17 protein-coding genes are annotated in these 18,023 nt (G+C 77.3%); 6 read left to right on the top strand and 11 right to left on the bottom strand.

Annotated elements, in window-relative coordinates:
• Positions 1–13: 13 nt before the first annotated feature.
• The 6 genes from VGB14_04055 to VGB14_04030 are packed head-to-tail and all read right to left on the bottom strand — an operon-like array spanning position 14 to position 7,203.
• Positions 14–1,018, bottom strand: coding sequence for a GerMN domain-containing protein (locus tag VGB14_04055; protein HEX9992082.1), 1,005 nt, complete (start codon positions 1,016–1,018; stop codon positions 14–16).
• Entirely contained in the window at positions 1,015–2,463 is a 1,449-nt protein-coding gene (locus VGB14_04050) for a HAMP domain-containing sensor histidine kinase (protein ID HEX9992081.1), read from the bottom strand. The genes VGB14_04055 and VGB14_04050 overlap by 4 nt, the downstream gene beginning before the upstream one ends.
• Positions 2,460–3,143 (bottom strand): response regulator transcription factor, encoded by a 684-nt coding sequence (locus tag VGB14_04045; GenBank protein HEX9992080.1) that lies wholly within the window; start codon positions 3,141–3,143, stop codon positions 2,460–2,462. The genes VGB14_04050 and VGB14_04045 overlap by 4 nt, the downstream gene beginning before the upstream one ends.
• Positions 3,144–3,157: 14 nt before the next feature.
• On the bottom strand, positions 3,158–4,159 hold the full coding sequence (locus VGB14_04040; protein ID HEX9992079.1) for a cyanophycinase: 1,002 nt from the start codon (positions 4,157–4,159) through the stop codon (positions 3,158–3,160).
• Between the two features lie 42 nt (positions 4,160–4,201).
• On the bottom strand, positions 4,202–5,785 hold the full coding sequence (locus VGB14_04035; protein ID HEX9992078.1) for a GGDEF domain-containing protein: 1,584 nt from the start codon (positions 5,783–5,785) through the stop codon (positions 4,202–4,204).
• Positions 5,782–7,203, bottom strand: a complete 1,422-nt coding sequence (locus VGB14_04030) for a hypothetical protein (GenBank protein HEX9992077.1) — start codon at positions 7,201–7,203, stop codon at positions 5,782–5,784. Before VGB14_04030 ends, VGB14_04035 begins: the two co-directional genes overlap by 4 nt.
• A 125-nt stretch (positions 7,204–7,328) precedes the next feature.
• Between VGB14_04030 and VGB14_04025 the strand changes: the two genes are divergently transcribed.
• Positions 7,329–7,571 carry a DUF2630 family protein gene (locus VGB14_04025; GenBank protein ID HEX9992076.1) on the top strand — a complete coding sequence of 81 codons (243 nt, stop codon included), beginning with the start codon at positions 7,329–7,331 and terminating at the stop codon, positions 7,569–7,571.
• A gap of 24 nt (positions 7,572–7,595) precedes the next feature.
• Here VGB14_04025 and VGB14_04020 read toward each other — a convergent pair whose 3' ends face one another.
• Both VGB14_04020 and VGB14_04015 read right to left on the bottom strand, forming a co-directional pair.
• The gene (locus VGB14_04020) at positions 7,596–9,215 is read right to left on the bottom strand and encodes an isovaleryl-CoA dehydrogenase (protein HEX9992075.1); all 1,620 of its coding nucleotides are present in this window, start codon (positions 9,213–9,215) and stop codon (positions 7,596–7,598) included.
• A gap of 10 nt (positions 9,216–9,225) precedes the next feature.
• Positions 9,226–9,708: a pyridoxamine 5'-phosphate oxidase family protein gene (locus VGB14_04015; GenBank protein ID HEX9992074.1), complete on the bottom strand. Its 483-nt coding sequence runs from the start codon at positions 9,706–9,708 to the stop codon at positions 9,226–9,228.
• Positions 9,709–9,771: 63 nt separating this feature from the next.
• On the opposite strand from VGB14_04015, the gene VGB14_04010 reads away from it, so the two are divergent.
• Positions 9,772–10,737, top strand: a complete 966-nt coding sequence (locus tag VGB14_04010; protein HEX9992073.1) for a WYL domain-containing protein — start codon at positions 9,772–9,774, stop codon at positions 10,735–10,737.
• On the opposite strand, the gene VGB14_04005 is transcribed toward VGB14_04010, so the two are convergent.
• A complete protein-coding gene (locus VGB14_04005; GenBank protein HEX9992072.1) occupies positions 10,725–11,522 on the bottom strand; it encodes an MBL fold metallo-hydrolase in 798 nt (265 codons plus the stop codon). The two genes, VGB14_04010 and VGB14_04005, sit on opposite strands and share 13 nt — an antisense overlap.
• Before the next feature lie 30 nt (positions 11,523–11,552).
• Positions 11,553–12,455, bottom strand: a complete 903-nt coding sequence (locus VGB14_04000; protein ID HEX9992071.1) for a peptidylprolyl isomerase — start codon at positions 12,453–12,455, stop codon at positions 11,553–11,555.
• 58 nt (positions 12,456–12,513) lie between these two features.
• On the opposite strand from VGB14_04000, the gene VGB14_03995 reads away from it, so the two are divergent.
• Genes VGB14_03995 through VGB14_03985 form a run of 3 tightly spaced genes read left to right on the top strand, consistent with a single transcriptional unit; the run spans position 12,514 to position 14,156 of the window.
• On the top strand, positions 12,514–13,110 hold the full coding sequence (locus VGB14_03995; GenBank protein HEX9992070.1) for a pyridoxal 5'-phosphate synthase: 597 nt from the start codon (positions 12,514–12,516) through the stop codon (positions 13,108–13,110).
• A 16-nt stretch (positions 13,111–13,126) separates the two neighbouring features.
• The gene (locus tag VGB14_03990) at positions 13,127–13,699 is read left to right on the top strand and encodes a sigma-70 family RNA polymerase sigma factor (GenBank protein ID HEX9992069.1); all 573 of its coding nucleotides are present in this window, start codon (positions 13,127–13,129) and stop codon (positions 13,697–13,699) included.
• 13 nt (positions 13,700–13,712) lie between these two features.
• Positions 13,713–14,156: a hypothetical protein gene (locus VGB14_03985; protein HEX9992068.1), complete on the top strand. Its 444-nt coding sequence runs from the start codon at positions 13,713–13,715 to the stop codon at positions 14,154–14,156.
• A gap of 18 nt (positions 14,157–14,174) precedes the next feature.
• Here the strand turns inward: VGB14_03985 and VGB14_03980 are convergent, their stop codons facing one another.
• Positions 14,175–16,796 carry a CHAT domain-containing tetratricopeptide repeat protein gene (locus tag VGB14_03980; GenBank protein HEX9992067.1) on the bottom strand — a complete coding sequence of 874 codons (2,622 nt, stop codon included), beginning with the start codon at positions 16,794–16,796 and terminating at the stop codon, positions 14,175–14,177.
• A gap of 65 nt (positions 16,797–16,861) precedes the next feature.
• On the opposite strand from VGB14_03980, the gene VGB14_03975 reads away from it, so the two are divergent.
• Positions 16,862–18,023 (top strand): S8/S53 family peptidase (locus VGB14_03975; GenBank protein ID HEX9992066.1); only part of this gene is annotated, 1,162 nt, incomplete at its 3' end.

Below are 18,023 nucleotides of genomic sequence, written 5' to 3'. Positions count from 1 at the left end.
GCGACGCGGCGCGTCAGCCCGCGCGGGCGGCGGTGACGACGAAGTCGCGGCTCGTGCCGTCGGCGGCCAGGCCGCTGCCGACGGTCAGCACCTCGACCCGACCGTCGACGGCCACCGTCACCTGGAACGGGCCGGCGCCGTCGATGCGCTCGATGCTCCACCCGCCGACCGGGGTGAGGGGCAGGGCGGACGGGCCCTCGTAGGCGCCGAGCGCGTCCTCGGTGATCCACGACGCCCACCCCGACCCGGCCTGGCGGGCGGCCATGAACGACTCGACCGCGTTCGCCACCTCGAAGCCGTCCTCGGCGTCGGCCGGCGGGGCCGTCGTGGTCGTCCCCTGGTAGTCGCCGCAGGACACGGGGCCGTCGGCGACCACCCCCTCCCCCGAGAACACCTCCACCTCCTCGCCGTCGAGGTGGAAGCGGACCCGGTCCACGGTCGGGAAGGCGTCGAGCGTGCACACCACCTGGGCCAGCCGCAGGGTGACCGAGGCCGACCCGCCGCCCGACTCGAACTCGCTCGACAGGTCGACGGTGGCCAGGCCGTCGTCGATGGCGAGGCCGAGCAGGCGGGTGTCGGCCGGGATGGCCGTGGCGTAGCCGGCCGCCGCCTCGGACGGGGTCGGGCCGGCCAGCAGCGCCCGCACCGTCTCGGCCCCGATCCCCTCGACGGCGGGGACCTGCCGGGGGACGCCGACCACGGCGTCGCCCCGCACCAGCCAGAGGGTGACGTCGCGCACCTCGGGGGCCGCCGTGACCGGGGGCACGGCCGTCGGCGGCGGGGTGACCGGGCCGGCCGTGGTCCCCGGCCCGCCGCCGGCCGTCGTCGGGGTCGTCGGCGCCGTGGTCGGCGAGGTGGTGGCCGTGGACGGCGGCCGGTCGTGGCCGGGCAGGGTGACGGTCACCTCGACCGGCAGGGTCGGCGCCGCGCCGACGTCGCGCGGGCCGGTCGACGACCCCCCGCAGCCGGCGAGGACGGCCACCGCCACGGCCACGGCGAGCAGCGCCCTCGTCCTCATCGGACCCCATGCTCGGCCGGCGGCGTCACCGCCACCTCGCCGTCGGGTAACGGTTCGGCAACGGGGACGGTGAGCGTGAACACGGCCCCCGACCCCGGCGGGCTGGCCACGGTGAGGTCGCCGCCGAGGAGGCGGGCGTTCTCCCTGGCGATGGCGAGGCCGAGGCCGCTCCCCTCGCTGCGGGGCCGCGCCGCGTCGCCCTTGGCGAAGCGGTCGAACACCCGGCCGAGGTCGGCGGGGCGGATGCCGGGGCCGGCGTCGGCCACCGTCACCGTGACCGTCCCGCCGGCCGCCGCCACCCGCACGGTGACCCGCGGCCGGCCGTGCTTCACGGCGTTGCCGAGCAGGTTGGCGACGACCGTGTCGAGCCGGCGGGCGTCGGCGCTCGCCCACACCTCGCCGCCGTCCACGGCCACGTCGACGTCGTCGGACCACCCGCGGAGGGCGGCCGACTCCCGCACCAGCCGCCCGACCGGCACCGGCTCCACGTCGACCGGGGCCACGCCGGCGTCGAAGCGCGAGATCTCCATCAGGTCCTCGACCAGCCGGGCCAGGCGGCGGGACTCGAGGATGAGGATCCCCGCCGCCTTCGCCCCCGGCTCGTTGAGGCCGTCCCGGTTGCCGGCGAGCACGTCGGCGGCCGCGTTGAGCGCGGTGAGCGGGGTGCGCAGCTCGTGGGACACGTCCGCGACGAAGCGCCGCTGCCCGGCCTCCAGCTGGCGGAGGTCGCCGACCGTGCGCTCCAGCGCCTCGGCCATCTCGTTGAACGACCGGGACAGGTCGGCCAGCTCGTCGCCGCCGTCGGCCGGCAGCCGGGTGGCGAGGTCGCCGCGCTCCAGCCGCCTCGCCGCGTCCCTCGCCCTCGCCACCGGGCGGAGCAGGCGGCGGGCCGAGAGCAGGCCGACGACGACGGCGACGGCGACGGTGGCGGCGGCCACGGCGGCGAGCACGGTGCGGAGGCCGGCGAGGTCCTCGTCGACGTCGTCGAGCGGGAAGAAGAAGAACCACGACGGCCCGTCGGGGGGCAGCTGGCCGCCCACGATCACGTACGACCGGCCCCCCACCTCCCGCCTGGCCTCGGCCACCCGCCCGCCGCCGACGGCCGCCTGGAGGTCGGACGGGACGGACCCGGCCGTCAGCTCGAGCGACGTGGTCAGGAACGGCTCGCCGGCGCCGAGGGTGACGACGTCGAACCCGCCCCGGCGCAGCAGGTCCTCGTTGGCGGCGGCGACCGCGGCCGGGGTGAGCGGGTCGCCCAGCCGCTCGGCCAGCAGCTCGAGGTTGAACCGGGCCTGGTCGATGGCGTCGTCGGTGGCCCGGTCGAGGCGGTCGGAGCGGACGAGCAGGTAGGAGGCGACGGCGACGGCCACGGCCGACAGGGCGCCGACGGCGACGAACGCGAGGACGAGCCGGGCCCGCAGGCGCGGCCCCAGCCGGCGCCTCATCGGGGCGGGACGAGCTTGTAGCCGGCCCCCCGCACCGTCTGGACGAGGGCCGGTGCCGTCGGGTCGTCCTCGACCTTGGCCCGCAGCCGCTGCACGCACACGTCCACCAGCCGGCTGTCGCCGAGGTAGGAGTAGTCCCACACCTGCTCGAGGAGCAGCTGGCGGGTGAACACCTGGCCCGGGCGGGCGGCCAGGGTGGCGAGCAGGCGGAACTCGGTCGGCGTCAGCCGCACCTCCTCGCCGCCCTTGGTGACCGACATGCCGGGCACGTCGACCACGAGGTCGCCGAACCGGAACACGGTCGCCTCGGCCGCCGGCCGGGCGTGGCGGCGCAGGACGGCCCGGATGCGGGCCAGCAGCACCCGGGTCTCGAACGGCTTGGTGACGTAGTCGTCGGCCCCGCACTCCAGCCCGACGACCACGTCGACGGCGTCGGCCCGCGCCGTCAGCATGATGATCGGCACCTCGTCGGTGCGCCGGATGGCCCGGCACACGTCGAGCCCGTCGACGCCGCCGAGCATCACGTCGAGCAGCACCAGGTCGGGCCGGCGCGACCGCCAGGCGGCCAGCGCCTCGTCGCCCGACGCCGCCGCCTCCACCCGGTGGCCGTCGCCCTCGAGGGCCATGGCGACCGCCTCCCGCACCGAGGGGTCGTCCTCGACGAGCAGGATGGCGGCCACCGGGCGGCCCCGCCCTACGCCGGCTCGATCACGAGGTCGCCCTCGACCGCCGAGATCGTGAACGGCCGGCCGCCGGTGCCCGTCCAGGTGGCGAAGTCGAACGTGCCGCCCTGCTCGACCAGGTAGCCGCGCAGGCCCGTGTAGGTCAGCGGGTCCCTGGGCTCGAGGTGCTCGGGGGTGCCGGTCGTCTCGATGAACCAGGCGGCCCGGTCGCCGACCACCCTGGACGAGCCGTCCGCCTCGACCAGCACGGCGGTGCCCTGGTCGATGCCGAGGCCGCGCGCCTGGGTCTCGTGGCCGTCGCCGACGATGCGGGCGAGGAAGGCGACCAGCCGGCCCTGGCGGTGGCGCTCGAAGAAGTGGCTGTCGGTGATGAGGTTCTCGAGCCCGGGGAGCTGGAGGAACGTGCCGTCGACGGTCATCCGCTCGTGGTACGGCTTGGACAGGGCGGCCGGCGAGGAGATCGTGCCCTTCCGGGCGGTGAACGCGTACTCGCCGAGGATGGCGAGGCCGGCGCTCACGCCGCCGATGGGCACGCCCCGGAAGGCCAGCTCCTCGATGGCGTCCTCCACCGGCGTGTCGTCCCACATCCTGGCGTAGTTGGACTGGTCGCCACCGGCGATGAACAGGGCGTCGGCCGCCCGGATGCGGGACAGCACGAACGGGTCGTAGGACGCGTCCCTGGTCGAGAACACGATCGTCTCGACCGAGTCCATGGGCTCCAGCCCGTCGATGTAGCGGTTGTACTCGTCGGCCTGGGAGGCGCGGAGCACGACGACGTCGCCGTTGCCGCCCCGGCGGACCAGCCACCGGAAGGCGGCGGCGACGCTGCGGCCGCCGCCCATCAGCGCGTACCCGGCCGAGGTGACCGGGGTGACGTCGGCCTCGTCGCCGATCAGGTACCAGGCGAAGCCCGGCCCCCTCGGCTCGGCCTCCTCGGCGGCGGCCGGCGGCGCCAGGCCGGCGGCGGCGAGGGCGAGGGTGAGCAGGGCGACGGTGGTCCGCCGGGTCCTCATGGCGCCGAGCTTAGAGTCAGCCGCCGCCGGCGGGCGGGGTCGTCAGGCGCCGGGGAGCGCCAGGGTGACGTGCGGCTCCTCGAAGCGGCTCGACCGGTCCCGGCCGTCCCGCTTCGACTGGTACAGGGCGACGTCGGCCGCGGCCAGCAGCTGCTGGGGCGAGCCGCCCCGCCTCGGCAGGGTCGCCACCCCGGCGCTGACCGTGATGCCGCCGAGGGGCACGTCCCGGCTGATCGAGGCCCGCAGGCGCTCGGCCACGGCGAGGGCGGTAGGCCCGGCGACGCCGGGGAGGAGCACGGCGAACTCGTCGCCGCCGAAGCGGGCGGCCACGTCGTCGTTGCGGGAGTTGGCGATCAGGGTCTCGCCGACCACCCGCAGCACCCCGTCGCCGGCCTGGTGGCCGAACCCGTCGTTGACGGCCTTGAAGTGGTCGACGTCGAGCACGATCAGGCTGAGCGGCCGCTCGGTGCGCTGGGCCGACGCCACCAGCTCGGTGAGGCGCTCGTCGAACACGGCCCGGTTGTAGACGCCGGTGAGCGGGTCCCGGGTCGCCAGCCACTCGACCTCGGACCGCAGCCGCTCGCTGCGCAGCGACTGGGCGGCGTGGGTGCACGACTGCACGAGGACGGCGACGGTCTGGGCCGCCACCCGGCGGCGGTGGCCGCCCCACTCGGCGTACAGGGTGGCGACGAGCTGGCCCTCGACGGTCAGGGGCACGACGACGACGTTGGTCGCCGCCGGCAACAGGGCGTCGGCCAGCCGGTCGGACGCGGCGTCGGGGTCGAGGGTGCGGACGAGGCGCACGCCTCTCGTCCCGGTCCGCACGCCGGCCTCGGACGGGTGGCGGAGCGCGGGCGGCGGGATGGGCACGGCCGACTCGAACAGCACGCTGGTCCGGCGGTCCACGACGGCGCCGGCCGCGCCGGCGGCCGTGTGGTCGACCAGCGCGGCCCGCCGGAAGCCCAGCCGCTCGGTCACGTGGCGGAGCAGCGCGGCCCGGATGTCGCCGGCCGTGTCGGCCACCTCGAGCGACTCGGTGAGGGCGACGAGCGCGGCGAGCTCGGCCTTGCCCCGCCGCAGGGCCTGCTCGTTCAGCGCGGAATACCAGGCGGCGGCCGCCGCCAGCAGCACGACGGCCAGCCCGCTGAAGGCCAGCGACCGCTCGTCGCCGGAGCCGGCGTTCAGCCACTCGAACCCGTCGTAGGCCGACACCAGCTGGAGGAGGAGGTGCCACACCGCCACCTTCAGCCCGGTGCGCCACGAGAGCAGCACGGTCACGGCGACGACGTGGAGGTGGACGAGCACGCCGAGCGGGCCGAACAGGCCGCCGCCGCCGGACAGCACGACGGCCACCCACACGCCGTCGAGGAGCAGGGTCGACGACAGCAGGGCCAGGCTGCGGACCCGGTAGCGGCGGCGCACGGCCTCCAGCACCGAGGTGAGCAGCGCGAACGCCAGCGACGTGACGACGACCGGCCGGGTGGACGGGACGTAGCCGGGCAGGCTGGCGGCGGCGGCGACGGCGAGGGCGGCCATCACGAGCCGGGTCAGCTGGAGCGACCCCAGCCGCCAGGCCAGCGAGGCCAGCTCGTTGCGGCCCCGCGCCGTGCCGGGGACCGACCTCACTCGAACCTCAGCGTGTCGTCGGCGCCGTCGAGGGGCGCGGCCAGCAGCCTGGGGTTGCGCCGGTCGACCAGGGTCTGGGCCAGCAGGAACCCGACGACGGTGAGGATCAGGCCGACGGGCACCGGGTGGTGGACGGCCGCCCTGGCCAGCACGCCGAGCGGGCCCCGGGTGGGGTCGACGGCCGTGCGGGACAGCCACCCGGGCAGGCCGTGCAGCGGGTCGCGGCCCGGGGTCGGGGCCCGGTCGGGCGCCACGGTCGACGGCGGCGCGGTGACCGGGGCGACGGGGCCGGCGGACGGCGGCGCGGCCGGCGCCGGGCCGGCGGGGCCGGGCGCGGCCGGCGCCGGGCCGGTGGGGGCGGCGGTGGTCGGGACGGGGACCGTGGTGGCCGGTCCGGCCGGCGGGCGGTCGGCGCCGTCGCCGCCCGGCCGGGTCGGGCCGTCGGGCACGGTCGTCCCCGGGACGTCCGGCGGCGTGGTCGGCGGCCGGGGCCCGGGGCGGGGGCCCTCGTCCTCGATCAGGGCCGGCACGATCGACAGGGCCAGCTTGGTGCCGGCCTCGCTGCGCTGGCTGAGGGCCACGGTCGGCAGGTCGGTGCCCCGGGCCGGCACCTGGAGCAGCACGGCCGGCAGCCGGTCGGCCGGCACGGTGACGAGGACCCGGGCGACGCCGCCCACCATCTGGACCGACACCCCGAGCTCGGTCACCGAGGGGCCGCCGGGCTCGACGGCCACGACGACGTCGTCGGCGCCGGCCGGCGGCGTGACGACCACGCCCCCGTCGGCGTGGACGACGGCCACGTCGGGGCCGGCCAGGTCCGTGCTCGGCTCCTCGACCCGGACCACGAGCGTGGACGCCGGGGCCTCGCCGCCGGCGTCCCTGGCGACGAGCACGTCGAGGACGGGCGGCCCGTCCTCGGTCGCCTCGATCGTCACCTCGGGGCGGTCCTCCTCGGTCTCGTACTCGACGGCGTCCTCCGACCCCGGCGCCACGTCGACGCCCGGGTCCTCCCCCGACTCGGGCGGGGGGCTGACGGTCACGTCGGGCTCCGGCTCCGGCTCCGGCTCGGTCGTCGGCGGCGGCTCGGTCGTCGGCGGCGGCGGCGCCGTCGTCGTCGTCGTGGTCGAGGGCGGGAGCGTCTCGGTCGGCAGGGACGTCGCCGTCGTGGCCGGCGCCTGCTCGGGCGGCGGCGTCGGGCGGGGCCGGCGCCCGGCGTCGGCGGCCTCGCGGCCGGGCCCGGCGGAGCGGTGGCCGGGCGGCCCGGCCCGGTGGGCCTCGGCCCGCTCGACCCGGTCGGTCCCCGGGGCCCGTTCCTTCGGGCGGGCCCCGGCCGGCGGGCCGGCGACGAGGAGGACGGTGGCGATGGCGACGGCCACGATGCCGGCGCTCCGCTTGCGGGACGGTCGCACGGGAGCCACGGCGGTCCCATCGGCCGGCACCGCACGATCCTTGAGCCGATTCCTCAAGTCTCACCGTGTGCGGCCGATGCCATGCCGTTTGGCCGCGGTGAGTGGTCATCGGTCGGAGCGGGCAGGATGGCGCCATGGACGACCGCGACATCCTCGGCCGCATCGACGACCTCATCGACGAGGAGCACCACCTTCGCGAGGCCCACGCCGGGAACCTGCTGAGCGACGAGGACCGGCAGCGCCTCCAGGAGGTCGAGGTCCAGCTCGACCGGTGCTGGGACCTGCTCCGCCAGCGCCGGGCCAAGCGGTCGGCCGGGCTCGACCCGGACGAGAGCGGCGCCCGCGACGCCGAGACCGTCGAGCACTACCAGCAGTAGCGACCCCGCACGGCGCCGCCGGGCTCAGCCCACCTTCGGGCGGGCCCGGTCGACCAGGGTGCCGAAGGGCACGCCGCGGGGCAGGGTGCCGAAGGCCCGGCCCCAGTCGCCGCCCAGCCGGGAGGCGCAGAACGCGTCGGCCACCGCCGGGTGGCCGTGGCGGATGAGCAGCGACCCGCCGAGCACGAGCGCCATGCGCTCCACCACCCGGCGGGCCCTCGCCTCGATGCCGTCGAGGTCGGCCAGGTCGGCGTCGAGCGCGGCGACGGCGGCGTCGAGGCGGCGGTCGGCGCCGGCGGCCAGCGCCACCTCCTCCCGGAAGGCGGCCAGCGCGGCCGGCTCCTTCGCCATGGCCCGCAGCACGTCCAGGCACATGACGTTGCCCGAGCCCTCCCAGATGCCGTTCAGCGGGCTCTCCCTGAACAGCCGGGGCAGGATCGACTCCTCGACGTAGCCGTTGCCGCCCAGGCACTCCAGGGCCTCGGCGACGAGCGCCGGGTGGCGCTTGCACACCCAGTACTTGCCGACGGCGGTGGCCAGCCGGCGGAACGGCCCCTCGCCGGCGTCGCAGGCCCGGGCCAGGCGGAGGGCGAGCACGGTGGCCGCCTCGGCCTCGACGGCCAGGTCGGCGAGCACGTTCGCCATCAGCGGCTGGTCGACCAGCTCCCGGCCGAAGGCCCGCCGGTGGGCGGCGTGGTGGGTGGCCTGGGCGACGGCCTGGCGCATCCCGGCGGTCGCCCCGAGCACGCAGTCCAGCCGGGTGGCGTTGACCATGGCGATGATCGTCGCCACCCCCCGGCCCTCCTCCCCGACGAGGCGGCCCCAGGCCCGGTCGAGCTCGATCTCCGACGAGGCGTTGGACCGGTTGCCGAGCTTGTCCTTCAGGCGCTGGAGGTGCACGGCGTTGCGCGTCCCGTCCGGCCGCCACCGGGGCACGAGGTAGCACGAGAGCCCGCCGGGCGCCTGGGCCAGCACGAGGAAGGCGTCGGACATGGGCGCCGAGCAGAACCACTTGTGGCCGGTGAGCGCCACCTCGCCGTCGCCGCCGGCCGGCTCGGCCCGCGTGGTGTTGGCCCGCACGTCGGACCCGCCCTGCTTCTCGGTCATGGCCATGCCGGCGAGCGCCCCGGCCTTGGCCGCGGCCGGGCGGGACGACGGGTCGTAGGTGCGGGACGCGAAGCGGGGCTCCCACTCGGCCGCCAGCCCCGGGTGGGCGCGCAGGGCGGGCACGACCGCGTAGGTCATGGACACGGGGCAGAAGTGGCCGGCGTCGACCTGGCTCCAGACGACGAAGCCGGCGGCCCTGGCCACGTGGGCGCCCGGCCGGGGGTCGGACCACGGCCCGGTGTGCAGCCCGCGGCCGACGGCCACCTCCATCAGGCGGTGGTAGGCCGGGTGGTAGGCGACCTCGTCGACGCGGTGGCCGAAGCGGTCGTGGGTGCGCAGGGCCGGGGGGTTGGCGTTGGCGGCCGCGCCCCACTCGATGGCGTCGGGCGAGCCGGCCAGCCGGCCGAGGTCGTGGAGGTCGTCGAGCGCCCAGCCCGCCCCCTCCCGCGCCACCGCCTCCACGAGGGCCTCGTCCGCCCCGAACACGTCGTGGCCCTCGAGCGGCGGCGGCTGGTTCAGGACCTCGTGGGTGGCCACGAGGCCGAAGCTAGTAGCGGTCGACCGAGCGGTACCGGCCGCCCTCCGTCCACGTCTCGATCACGAGGTGGTCGCCCGCCGGGCGCAGGAACGACACCTCGCTGACGTCGACCCTGAACAGGTGGTACGGCCCCGGCGGCGCCTGGCCGTTCTCCGCCTCCACGTGCTCGAGGAACCGGGCCTTGACGTCCTCGTCGAGCACCTCGACGGCCCGCCCGGCCACCTTGGCGTCGCCGTCGCGCACCTCCTTGTCGACGGTGGCCGCGTGCAGCGCCAGGCGGGGGTCCCGCCGCAGGTCGAGCGCCTTGAGCGACCCGTCCATCATCCCGAGCCAGAGGTCGCCGTCCCTGAACGTCACCTCGATGCCGGTGAGGCGGGGCGAGCCGTCCCTGCGGATGGTGGCGAGGATGGCGAGCCCGGTCGCCCGGAAGCGGGCCATCGTCCGCTCGGCGAGGTCGGGGGCGGCGGCGGCGAGGTCGTTCCACGAGGCCATGCGACGATCCTGGCTCACCTTCCCTGACATCTCCTGTCAGGGAAGGGCCCTAGCCTGCGGGCCGTGCGGGCCGGACGCCTCGTCGCCCTCCTCCTCCACCTCCAGCGCCGGGGCCGGGCGACGGCGGCCGAGCTGGCCGACGCGCTCGAGGTCTCGGTGCGGACCGTGTACCGGGACGTCGCCGCCCTCCAGGAGGCCGGCGTGCCGATCTGGACCGAGACGGGGCCCCGGGGCGGCATCCGGCTGGTCGAGGGCTGGCGCACCCGGCTCGACGGGCTGACCGGCGACGAGGCCGCCGCCCTGTTCCTCGCCGGCGCGCCCACGGCCGTCGCCGAGCTCGGCCTCGGCACCGTGCTCGCCGCCGCCCGCACCAAGGTGCTGTCGACCCTGCCCCCCGAGCTGCGGGGCCGGGCGGCGCGGGTGACCGAGCGCTTCCACCTCGACGCCCCCGGCTGGTTCCACCACGACGAGGACCTGCCCCACCTCGCCGCCGTCGCCGACGCCGTGTGGTCGGGCCACCGGCTGCACGTCCGCTACGGCCGGCCCGGCCACGAGGTCGACCGCCGGCTCGACCCCCTCGGCCTCGTGCTGAAGGGCGGGATCTGGTACCTCGTCGCCGCGTCGGGGGGCCGACCGGCGACCTACCGGGTGAGCCGCATCCGGGCCGCCACCCGCCTCGACGAGCGGGCCGAGCGACCCGGCGGGTTCGACCTGGCCGCCTGGTGGTCGGCGGCGTCGGCCGAGTTCGACCGGTCGATGCTCCGCGCCACCGTCCGCCTCCGCCTGTCGCCGGCCGCCGCCCGCCTGCTGGTCCACGCCGTCGACCAGGCCGCGGCCCGCGAGGCGCTCGCCGCCGCCGGCCCGCCCGACGGGGACGGCTGGCGGGAGGTGAGCCTCGCCGTCGAGAGCGACGAGGTCGCCGCCTCCCAGCTGGTCATGCTGGGCGGCGGCGTCGAGGTGCTCGACCCGCCGTCGGTGCGGGCCGCGCTGGCCGCCACCGGGGCGGCCATGGCCGCTCAGAACCGGTAGGTCTCGCCCCGCCCCAGATACACGACCTCGGTGGCGAGGTCGCCGGCCCCGTCCACGGCGGCCCGGAAGTCGGCGAGCGGCGACCGGAACACCGTGTAGTCGTCGTAGTGGATCGGGACGGCCGTGCGGGGCCGGACGAGGCGCAGGGCCCGCACCCCCTGGTCGGCGTCCATGGTCAGCAGCACCCCGGCGATGCGGGTCCCGCCGAGGTGGACGAGCGCGAGGTCGACGTCGGGGTGGCGGCGGGGGATCTCGCGCAGCTCGTCGACGAACAGGGTGTCGCCGGTGACGTAGATCCGGAACGGCGGCCGGTCCCCGCTGCGCACCTCGAGCAGGCTGCCCATCACCGGCGGCAGCGCGGCCTGGAGCGGCTGGGGCGCGTGGCGGCCCGGCATCGCCGTCACCGTCACCTCCGTGCCGTCCCGCGCCGCCACGTGCGACTCCCAGGTGCGCAGGGCGACGGCGGCCGTGAACCCCTGGCGGCCGAGCTTCCTCGCCGCGTGCGGCGTCGTCACGATCGGCACGGCCTCGTCCAGCTCGGCCGCCGCCACCTCGTCGAAGTGGTCGCCGTGGTGGTGGGACAGGACGACGAGGTCGAGGGGCGGCAGGTCCCGCGGCTGCATGGCCGGCTCGGTCAGGCGCCGGGAACGCAGGCCGTAGCCGAGCTTGGCGTGCTCGCCCTGGTGCAGGAAGTTCGGGTCGGTGAGGACGGTGAGGTCGCCGAGGCGGAGCAGCACCGTCGCCGTGCCGATGAACGTGAGCTCGCCGTTGGCGGGGTCGGCCATGGCGCCCCCGCTACCCCGCGGCCGTGAGGCTCAGCCCGAGGCGGCCGTCGTGCTCGTGGTCGACGGGTCGTCGGCCGTGGTGCTCGTGGTCGACGCCGGCGCCTCCTCCTCCTCGATCGTCACCGACTCGATCACGACGTCCCGGCTCGGGTGGCCGCCGAGGCCGCTCTGCGGGTCGTCGACGTTCAGGGCGAGGATCTCCTCCAGCACGTCGAGGCCCTCGGTGACGTGGCCGAACGTGACGTAGGTGCCCTGCGCGTCGAGGGCCGAGACGTTCGGGCCGGTGGCGAAGAAGAACTGGGCGCTGGCGCTGTCCGGCGCCGCGCTGCGGGCCATCACCAGGTCGCCGGGCTGGTAGGTGAACGTGCCGCCCTCGTCGGGGATCGTGTAGCCGGGGCCGGGGTCGGAGTTGTCGTTCGTGTGCGGGGACCCGCCCTGGATGATGTCGATCGACGTGTCGGTGCGGAAGATCTCGGTGCCGTCGTAGTAGCCCCAGCGGGCCAGCGCCACGAAGTTGTTGGCCGTGCCCGGCGTGCGCTCGGTGTCGAGCGCCACCCTGACGGTCCCCTCGCTCGTCTCGAACACCGCCGTGTAGGACGCGGCCGGGTCGATGCAGAGCTGGGGGGCGTCCTCGAAGTCGAGCTTCGGCTCGTCGGCGCCGTCGTCGGGCGGGCACTCGCCGTTCCCGTAGGTGAACTCCTCGGGCTCGCCGCTCGTCGTCTCGGTGGTGGACGTGTCGGTGGCGCTCACGCTGTCGCCGTCGTCGTCGTCGAACATCGCCGAGAACGCGAACGCCGCCCCGACGAACACGACGACGAGGATCACGGCGGTGATGATCCGCCGCCGCCGCTGGGCCCGCTGCTGCGCGATCCGCGCCGCCTCCAGGCGCGCCAGCCGCCCTTCCTTCTGGCGTTGCCGCTTGGTCGTGCTCACGGAGGGGCAACGCTACCGGCTGGCGGATGCCCTACGGATCCGGGCATACGGTGTGGACGTGGGGGAGCTGGAGGAAGGGGTCGACGACCCGCTGGCGCGGTTCCGCTCGTGGCACGAGTCGTGGGTGGCGACGGGCGCGCCGGACCCGGCCGCCGCCGTCCTCGCCACCGCCGGCCGGGACGGGCGGCCGTCGGCCCGCTACGTCAACGTGGTCCAGGTCGACCACGGGTTCGTGTTCTTCACCGACCACCGCACCCGCAAGGCCGCCGACCTGGCCGCCAACCCGTCGGCCGCGCTGTGCTTCGGGTTCCTCGGCCAGGACCGCCAGGTGCGGGTCGAGGGCACCGTCGAGCGGCTGCCCGACGGCGAGTGCGACGAGCGCTTCGCCGGCCTCCCCCGGGCGGTGCAGGTGGTGCTGTGGGCCTCCGACGGGCACTCGGCGGTCGCCGGGCGGGACGCCGTCCTCGCCCGGGTGGCCGAGCTGGGCGAGCGCTTCGGCGACGGCCCGCTGCCCCGACCGCCCGACTGGGGCGGCTACCGGCTGGTGCCGGAGGTGGTCGAGCTGTGGGAGGGCCGGGACGACCACGTCCACGACCGGGTCAGGTTCCGGCGGGCGGCAGGCGGAGGATGGTCGGTCACCCGCGTCGCCCCGTGACGGCGCCGGTCCCGGGATGCTGAGCCGGCCGCTGGCCGACCTCGTCCGGGCGGCCGTCGAGGACGAGGGGGCGTTCTGCGAGCTCGTCGAGGAGTTCGCGCCGATGGTGTGGGGGGTGGCGAGGAGCTTCGGGCTCGACCACGCCGACGCCGCCGACGTGTCCCAGGGCGTGTGGCTGCGGGTCGCCACCCGGCTCCACACGATCGACGACCCGGCCACCATCGCCGGGTGGCTGAAGACGACCACCCAGCGCGAGTGCCTGTCGCTGCTGCGCACCAAGCGGCGGACCGTGCCGGCCGGCCTCGACCTCGACGACCGGGGCGGCCCCGCGCCCGCCCCCGACGCCGCCCTGATCGCCGACGAGCGCCGCCGGGCGCTGTGGGCGGCCGTCGCCTCCCTCCCCCGCCGCTGCCAGGAGCTGCTCCGCCTCCTCGCCGTCACGCCGCCGCTCAGCTACGACGACATCGCCGGGCTGCTCGGGGTCCCGAGGGGCTCGCTCGGGCCGACGCGACGACGGTGCATGGAGAAGTTGCGCACCCATCCGGAGGTGGCGCGTATCTCGGCGTCCGGAGAAGGCTCCGGTGGGTGAGGGAGGTGGCGCCGTGAACGACGACGGCTGGCCGTCCGAGGAGGACGTGGTCGCCATGCTGCGCGCCGTGGACCCCGTGCCGCCCGACGTCCTCGACGCGGCCGCGGCCACCTGGGCCTGGCGGGCCGCCGGGCAGGAGGTCGCCGACCTCGTCGCCGACGTCGAGTCGGGTGAGCGGGCCGGCGTCCGGGGCGGCGGCCGCCAGCTCACGTTCCGGGCCGGCGCCGGCGAGGTGCTCGTCGAGGTGGCCGCCGCCGGCCGGACGGCGACCCTGACCGGGCAGGTCGTGCCGGCGGCGGCCGGGACGGTGGCCGGCGAGTGGCCGGGCGGCTCGGCGTCGGCCGAGGTCGACGGGCTCGGCCGCTTCGTGCTCACCGGCGTGCGGACGGGGCTGGTCCGGCTCCGGCTGGCCCCCGAGGGCGGCTCGCCGGTCGTCACCGACTGGGTGCGGGTCTAGCCCGCCGGCCGGCGCCGCTCAGCCGGCACCGAACGGCACGACGAACGCCGCCGCCGGCTCGTCGCACTCGGCCTGGGCCTCGGCCACCGCCTCGGCCGCCGACCGGCCGGCGTCGCGGCGGCGGTGGACGGCGGCCATGAACGGCGCCGCCGCGTCGTCGGGGAGCGGGCCGGTGGCGGCCACGACGGTCCGGGTGCCGAGGGCGAGGAGGGCGGCGACGAACCCCATCAGCTCGTCGCCCGGGCGCACGGCCGAGAGCCCCGTGTCGCAGGCCGACAGCACGAGCAGCCCGGGCGGGCGCTCGAGGCGGTCGAGGTCGTAGACGGTCAGCCGGCCGTCGACCAGGCGCAGGGAGGACAGCAGCGGCTGGTCGGCCCGGACGTGGCCGTGGGCGGCGACGTGGGCCACCGAGGCGCCGTCGAGCCCGGTGAGCACGGCGGCGACGGTGGCCCGGCGACCGGTCAGGGTGCGGGCCCCGGGCCAGGCGCGGCGGAGGGTCGACACCTCCTCGCCGGCGTGGGGCAGGTCGGGGCCGGCGACGAGGAGGCGGTGCCCCTGGGGCTCGGGCCGGTCGACGGCCGCCGCCCACACCGTCGCCGACGGCGCGACCGTGACCGGCCGGCCCCGCAGCGACGGCAGCGCCGCCCACGGGAGGGCGTGGAGGTCGCCGGTGGGGACGACGACGATCGGGCGGTCGCCGACGGCGCCGGCCAGCGGGGCGACCAGGCGGGCGTCGAGGGCCGCCGCGGCGTGGGCGGCGTTGGCCGCGAACGTCCGCCCGGCCGCCTCGGCGGCGTCCCGCCCCGCCAGCCGGCCGAGCGCGAACCGCAGCAGCCGGCACTCCCGCACGACCGGCCCGGCGTCGCCCAGCTCGCACACGCCGAGCTCGCCGTCCACGACCGTCAGCGCGGCGAGGCGGTCGCCGAGGCGGAGGTACTCGACGAGGGCGCCGTCGCCCAGGCGGGCGGCCAGGTCGGCGACCGGCACGCCGGCGGCCGCCGTCGCCCCGGCCGACGGGGCCAGCAGGGCCCGGCGCCGGACCGCCTCCTCGAGGCGGCGCCGGCGGGCGTCGAGCTCGGTGGCCCGCCGCCCGGCGCGCGCCGCCCCGTCGAGCGCGGCCGTCACCGTGCGCAGCTCCCCGAGCAGGGCGCCGAGGACGGGGTCGTGGGGCGGGCGGACGGGCGGCCGCTGGAGGCACACGGCCCGGTGGCGCTCGGCCCAGCTGAGCACGGCGGCCGGCCGGTGGTCCTCGACGGCGACCCGCAGGCCGAGGGCGGCGAGCTCGGTCCCGTGGGCGGCGACGGCGGCCCGCAGCTCGACGGCGCCGAGCGCGTCCCGGTACCGGTCGAGCACGGCCAGCCCGGCCGACGCCGCCCGCAGCGCGCCCCGCCGGTCGCCGGCGGCCAGGCGCCGCCCGGCCTCGGCCCGCCATCCCCGCAGGCGCCGGTCGACCGGCCCGCTCGCCCGCCCGCCGGCCGCCATGGCGAGCTCGCGGTCGGCCACGGCCACGTCACCCCGCGCCGCGGCGGCCTCGCCGGCGGCGAGGTGGAGGTCGAGGGCCCGGCGGGGCAGGCCGGCCTGCTCGGCCTCGCCGGCGAGGGCCCGGGCGGCGGCGACGGCGCGGGGGCCGGCGGCGGCCGCGGCGCCGGCGTCGGCGAGGTCGGCGAGGGTGGCGACGGCCCGCGCGTCGACCGTCGCCCGCGCGTGGCCGAAGTCGGCGAACTGGTCGGCCGCCGCCCGGCCGAGCTCGCCGGCCGCGGCCGCGTCGCCGGCCGCCAGCTCGGCCTCGGCCTGGACGAGCATGGCGTCGGCCAGGTACGTGCTCCTGCCCCTCGGCTCGAGCAGCTCGACGGCCCGCCTCGCCGTGTCCGTCGCCTCGTCGCTCAGGCCGGCCACGAGCAGGGCCGGCACCCGGTCCTTCAGCGAGAGCGGGTCCTCCCGGCCGAGGCCGGCGAGCTCGGCGTCGGCCTGCTCGTACCAGCGCAGGGCGGCGAGGAGGTCGCCCTCCCGGGCGGCGGCGACGCCGAGGTTGGCCCGCACGTCGGCCCTCGCCTTGCCGAGGCCGAGCTCGTCGTAGATGGACTCGGCCCGCCGGAGGTCGTCGCCGGCCCGGCGCACCCGCCCCTGGGCGAGCCGCAGCTGGCCCCGGTTGTTGTAGAGCTGGGCGAGGGTCAGCCGGTCGCCCACCCGGCGCAGCGCCCGCTCCGCCGTCTCGTAGGCCCTGGCCGCGGCCTCCTCGTCCCCCGACACCTGGAGGACCGCCGCCCGCTGGAACCGGGCCCTCGCCCGCTCGACGCCCGACAGGGCGGGGATCGCCGCGTCGACCAGCGCCAGCGCCTCGCCGTAGCGGCCCTGGAACAGCAGCGCGCCCGCCAGGCTCATCCGGCAGCTGGCGGCGAGCGCCCTCGCACCCGCGCCCTCGGCGGCGTCGACGGCGGCCAGCAGGTGGGCCTCGGCGTCCTCGAAGCGCTGGTCCTCCCGCGCCGTCATGCCGAGCACCCGCCGGGCCACGGCGACGGCCCGCAGGTCGTCGCCCGCCTCGGCGAGGGCCTCGGCGGCGAGCGCCTCGGCCCTGCCCGGGTCGGCCCGCACGAGGTCCTTGGCCCGCTCCGCCTTCCCGAGGGACCCGCCGCCCGCCACGCGGCGAATCCTAGGTATCCGCCGTGCCGCGTGCGCCGTCCGTCGGTCAGCAGAAGGAGGGACTCATGACGATCTACGACGAGTACGGGTTTCCCCTGCCCGCCAGCGCGGTCGAGCACCACACCAGCGGACTCGAGATCTGGTACGCCGAGGACGAGGTGCTCACCACCACCGAGGACCTCGAGCGGACCAGGCAGGAGCTCGAGGCGCGCGGCCTCAGGGTCCAGGACGTGACCCCGCTGCCCGACCTCGGCGTCGAGAAGGTCCTCGTCGAGCGCCCCCCGGCGGGCGGGCCGCCGCTCCACGACGTGGTGGACGAGATCGTGGACGACGTCAGCCCGACGATCACGGTGCGGCTGAACCACTACCTCTACGCCATGTCGCACATCCACGTCTGGCCCGGGTGCCTCGCGACCGCGCGGTCCGAGCCCGCCCCGATCGACCCCGACCGGTCGAGGGGCGCCGGCCAGCTCGTCGTCGTCCTGGACACCGGCATCCAGCACCAGCCCTGGTTCGGCGACTCGGTGGACGCCCGCAGCGACCCCGAGGAGCGCGAGGCCGTCACCACGGCGAACGGCCCGTACCTGTCGCCGCTGTGGGGCCACGGGACCTTCGCCGCCGGCGTCGTGCACGCCCACGCACCCGGCGCCACGATCGTCGTCGAGCGGCTGCGCCTCCGGCACTCGATGGCGAAGGCCGACGAGGTGGCGCTCCAGATCGCCGCGCTGGCGGGCGCCGGCCCCGACGTCGTGAACCTGTCCTGGGGCTCCTACAGCCACCGGAACCTCGGCACGCTGGCCGTCGAGCGCGCCGTCGCCCGGCTCCTCGAGCTGAGCCCGAAGACGGCGGTCGTGGCGGCCGCCGGCAACGACGGCGTCGACGTCCCGACCTGGCCGGCGGCCGCCAAGGCGGTCGTCGCCGTGGGCGCCACCGGCCCGGACGGCCGGCCGGCCCGCGTCCACACCGACTGCCAGCCGCCGTTCGACCACTGGGGGTCCAACTTCGGCGACTGGGTCGACCTGTACGCGCCGGGCGTGGACGTCGCCGGGCCGTTCGCGGTGCCGACGAAGACGGACCTCCCGACCCTCGCCGGTGGCGACGCCGGCCAGTTCGCCTCCGGGTCCGCGACCTGGGGCGGCACGTCGTTCGCGGCCCCGTTCGTCGCCGCGCAGATCGCGGTCGACGCGGCGGCGAGGGGCGTGACGGCGGCCGAGGCGGCGAGGGCCC

The sequence above is a fragment of the Acidimicrobiales bacterium genome (assembly GCA_036399815.1).
Taxonomy (GTDB): domain Bacteria; phylum Actinomycetota; class Acidimicrobiia; order Acidimicrobiales; family DASWMK01; genus DASWMK01.
This window is presented reverse-complemented; position numbering and strand designations above follow the sequence as displayed.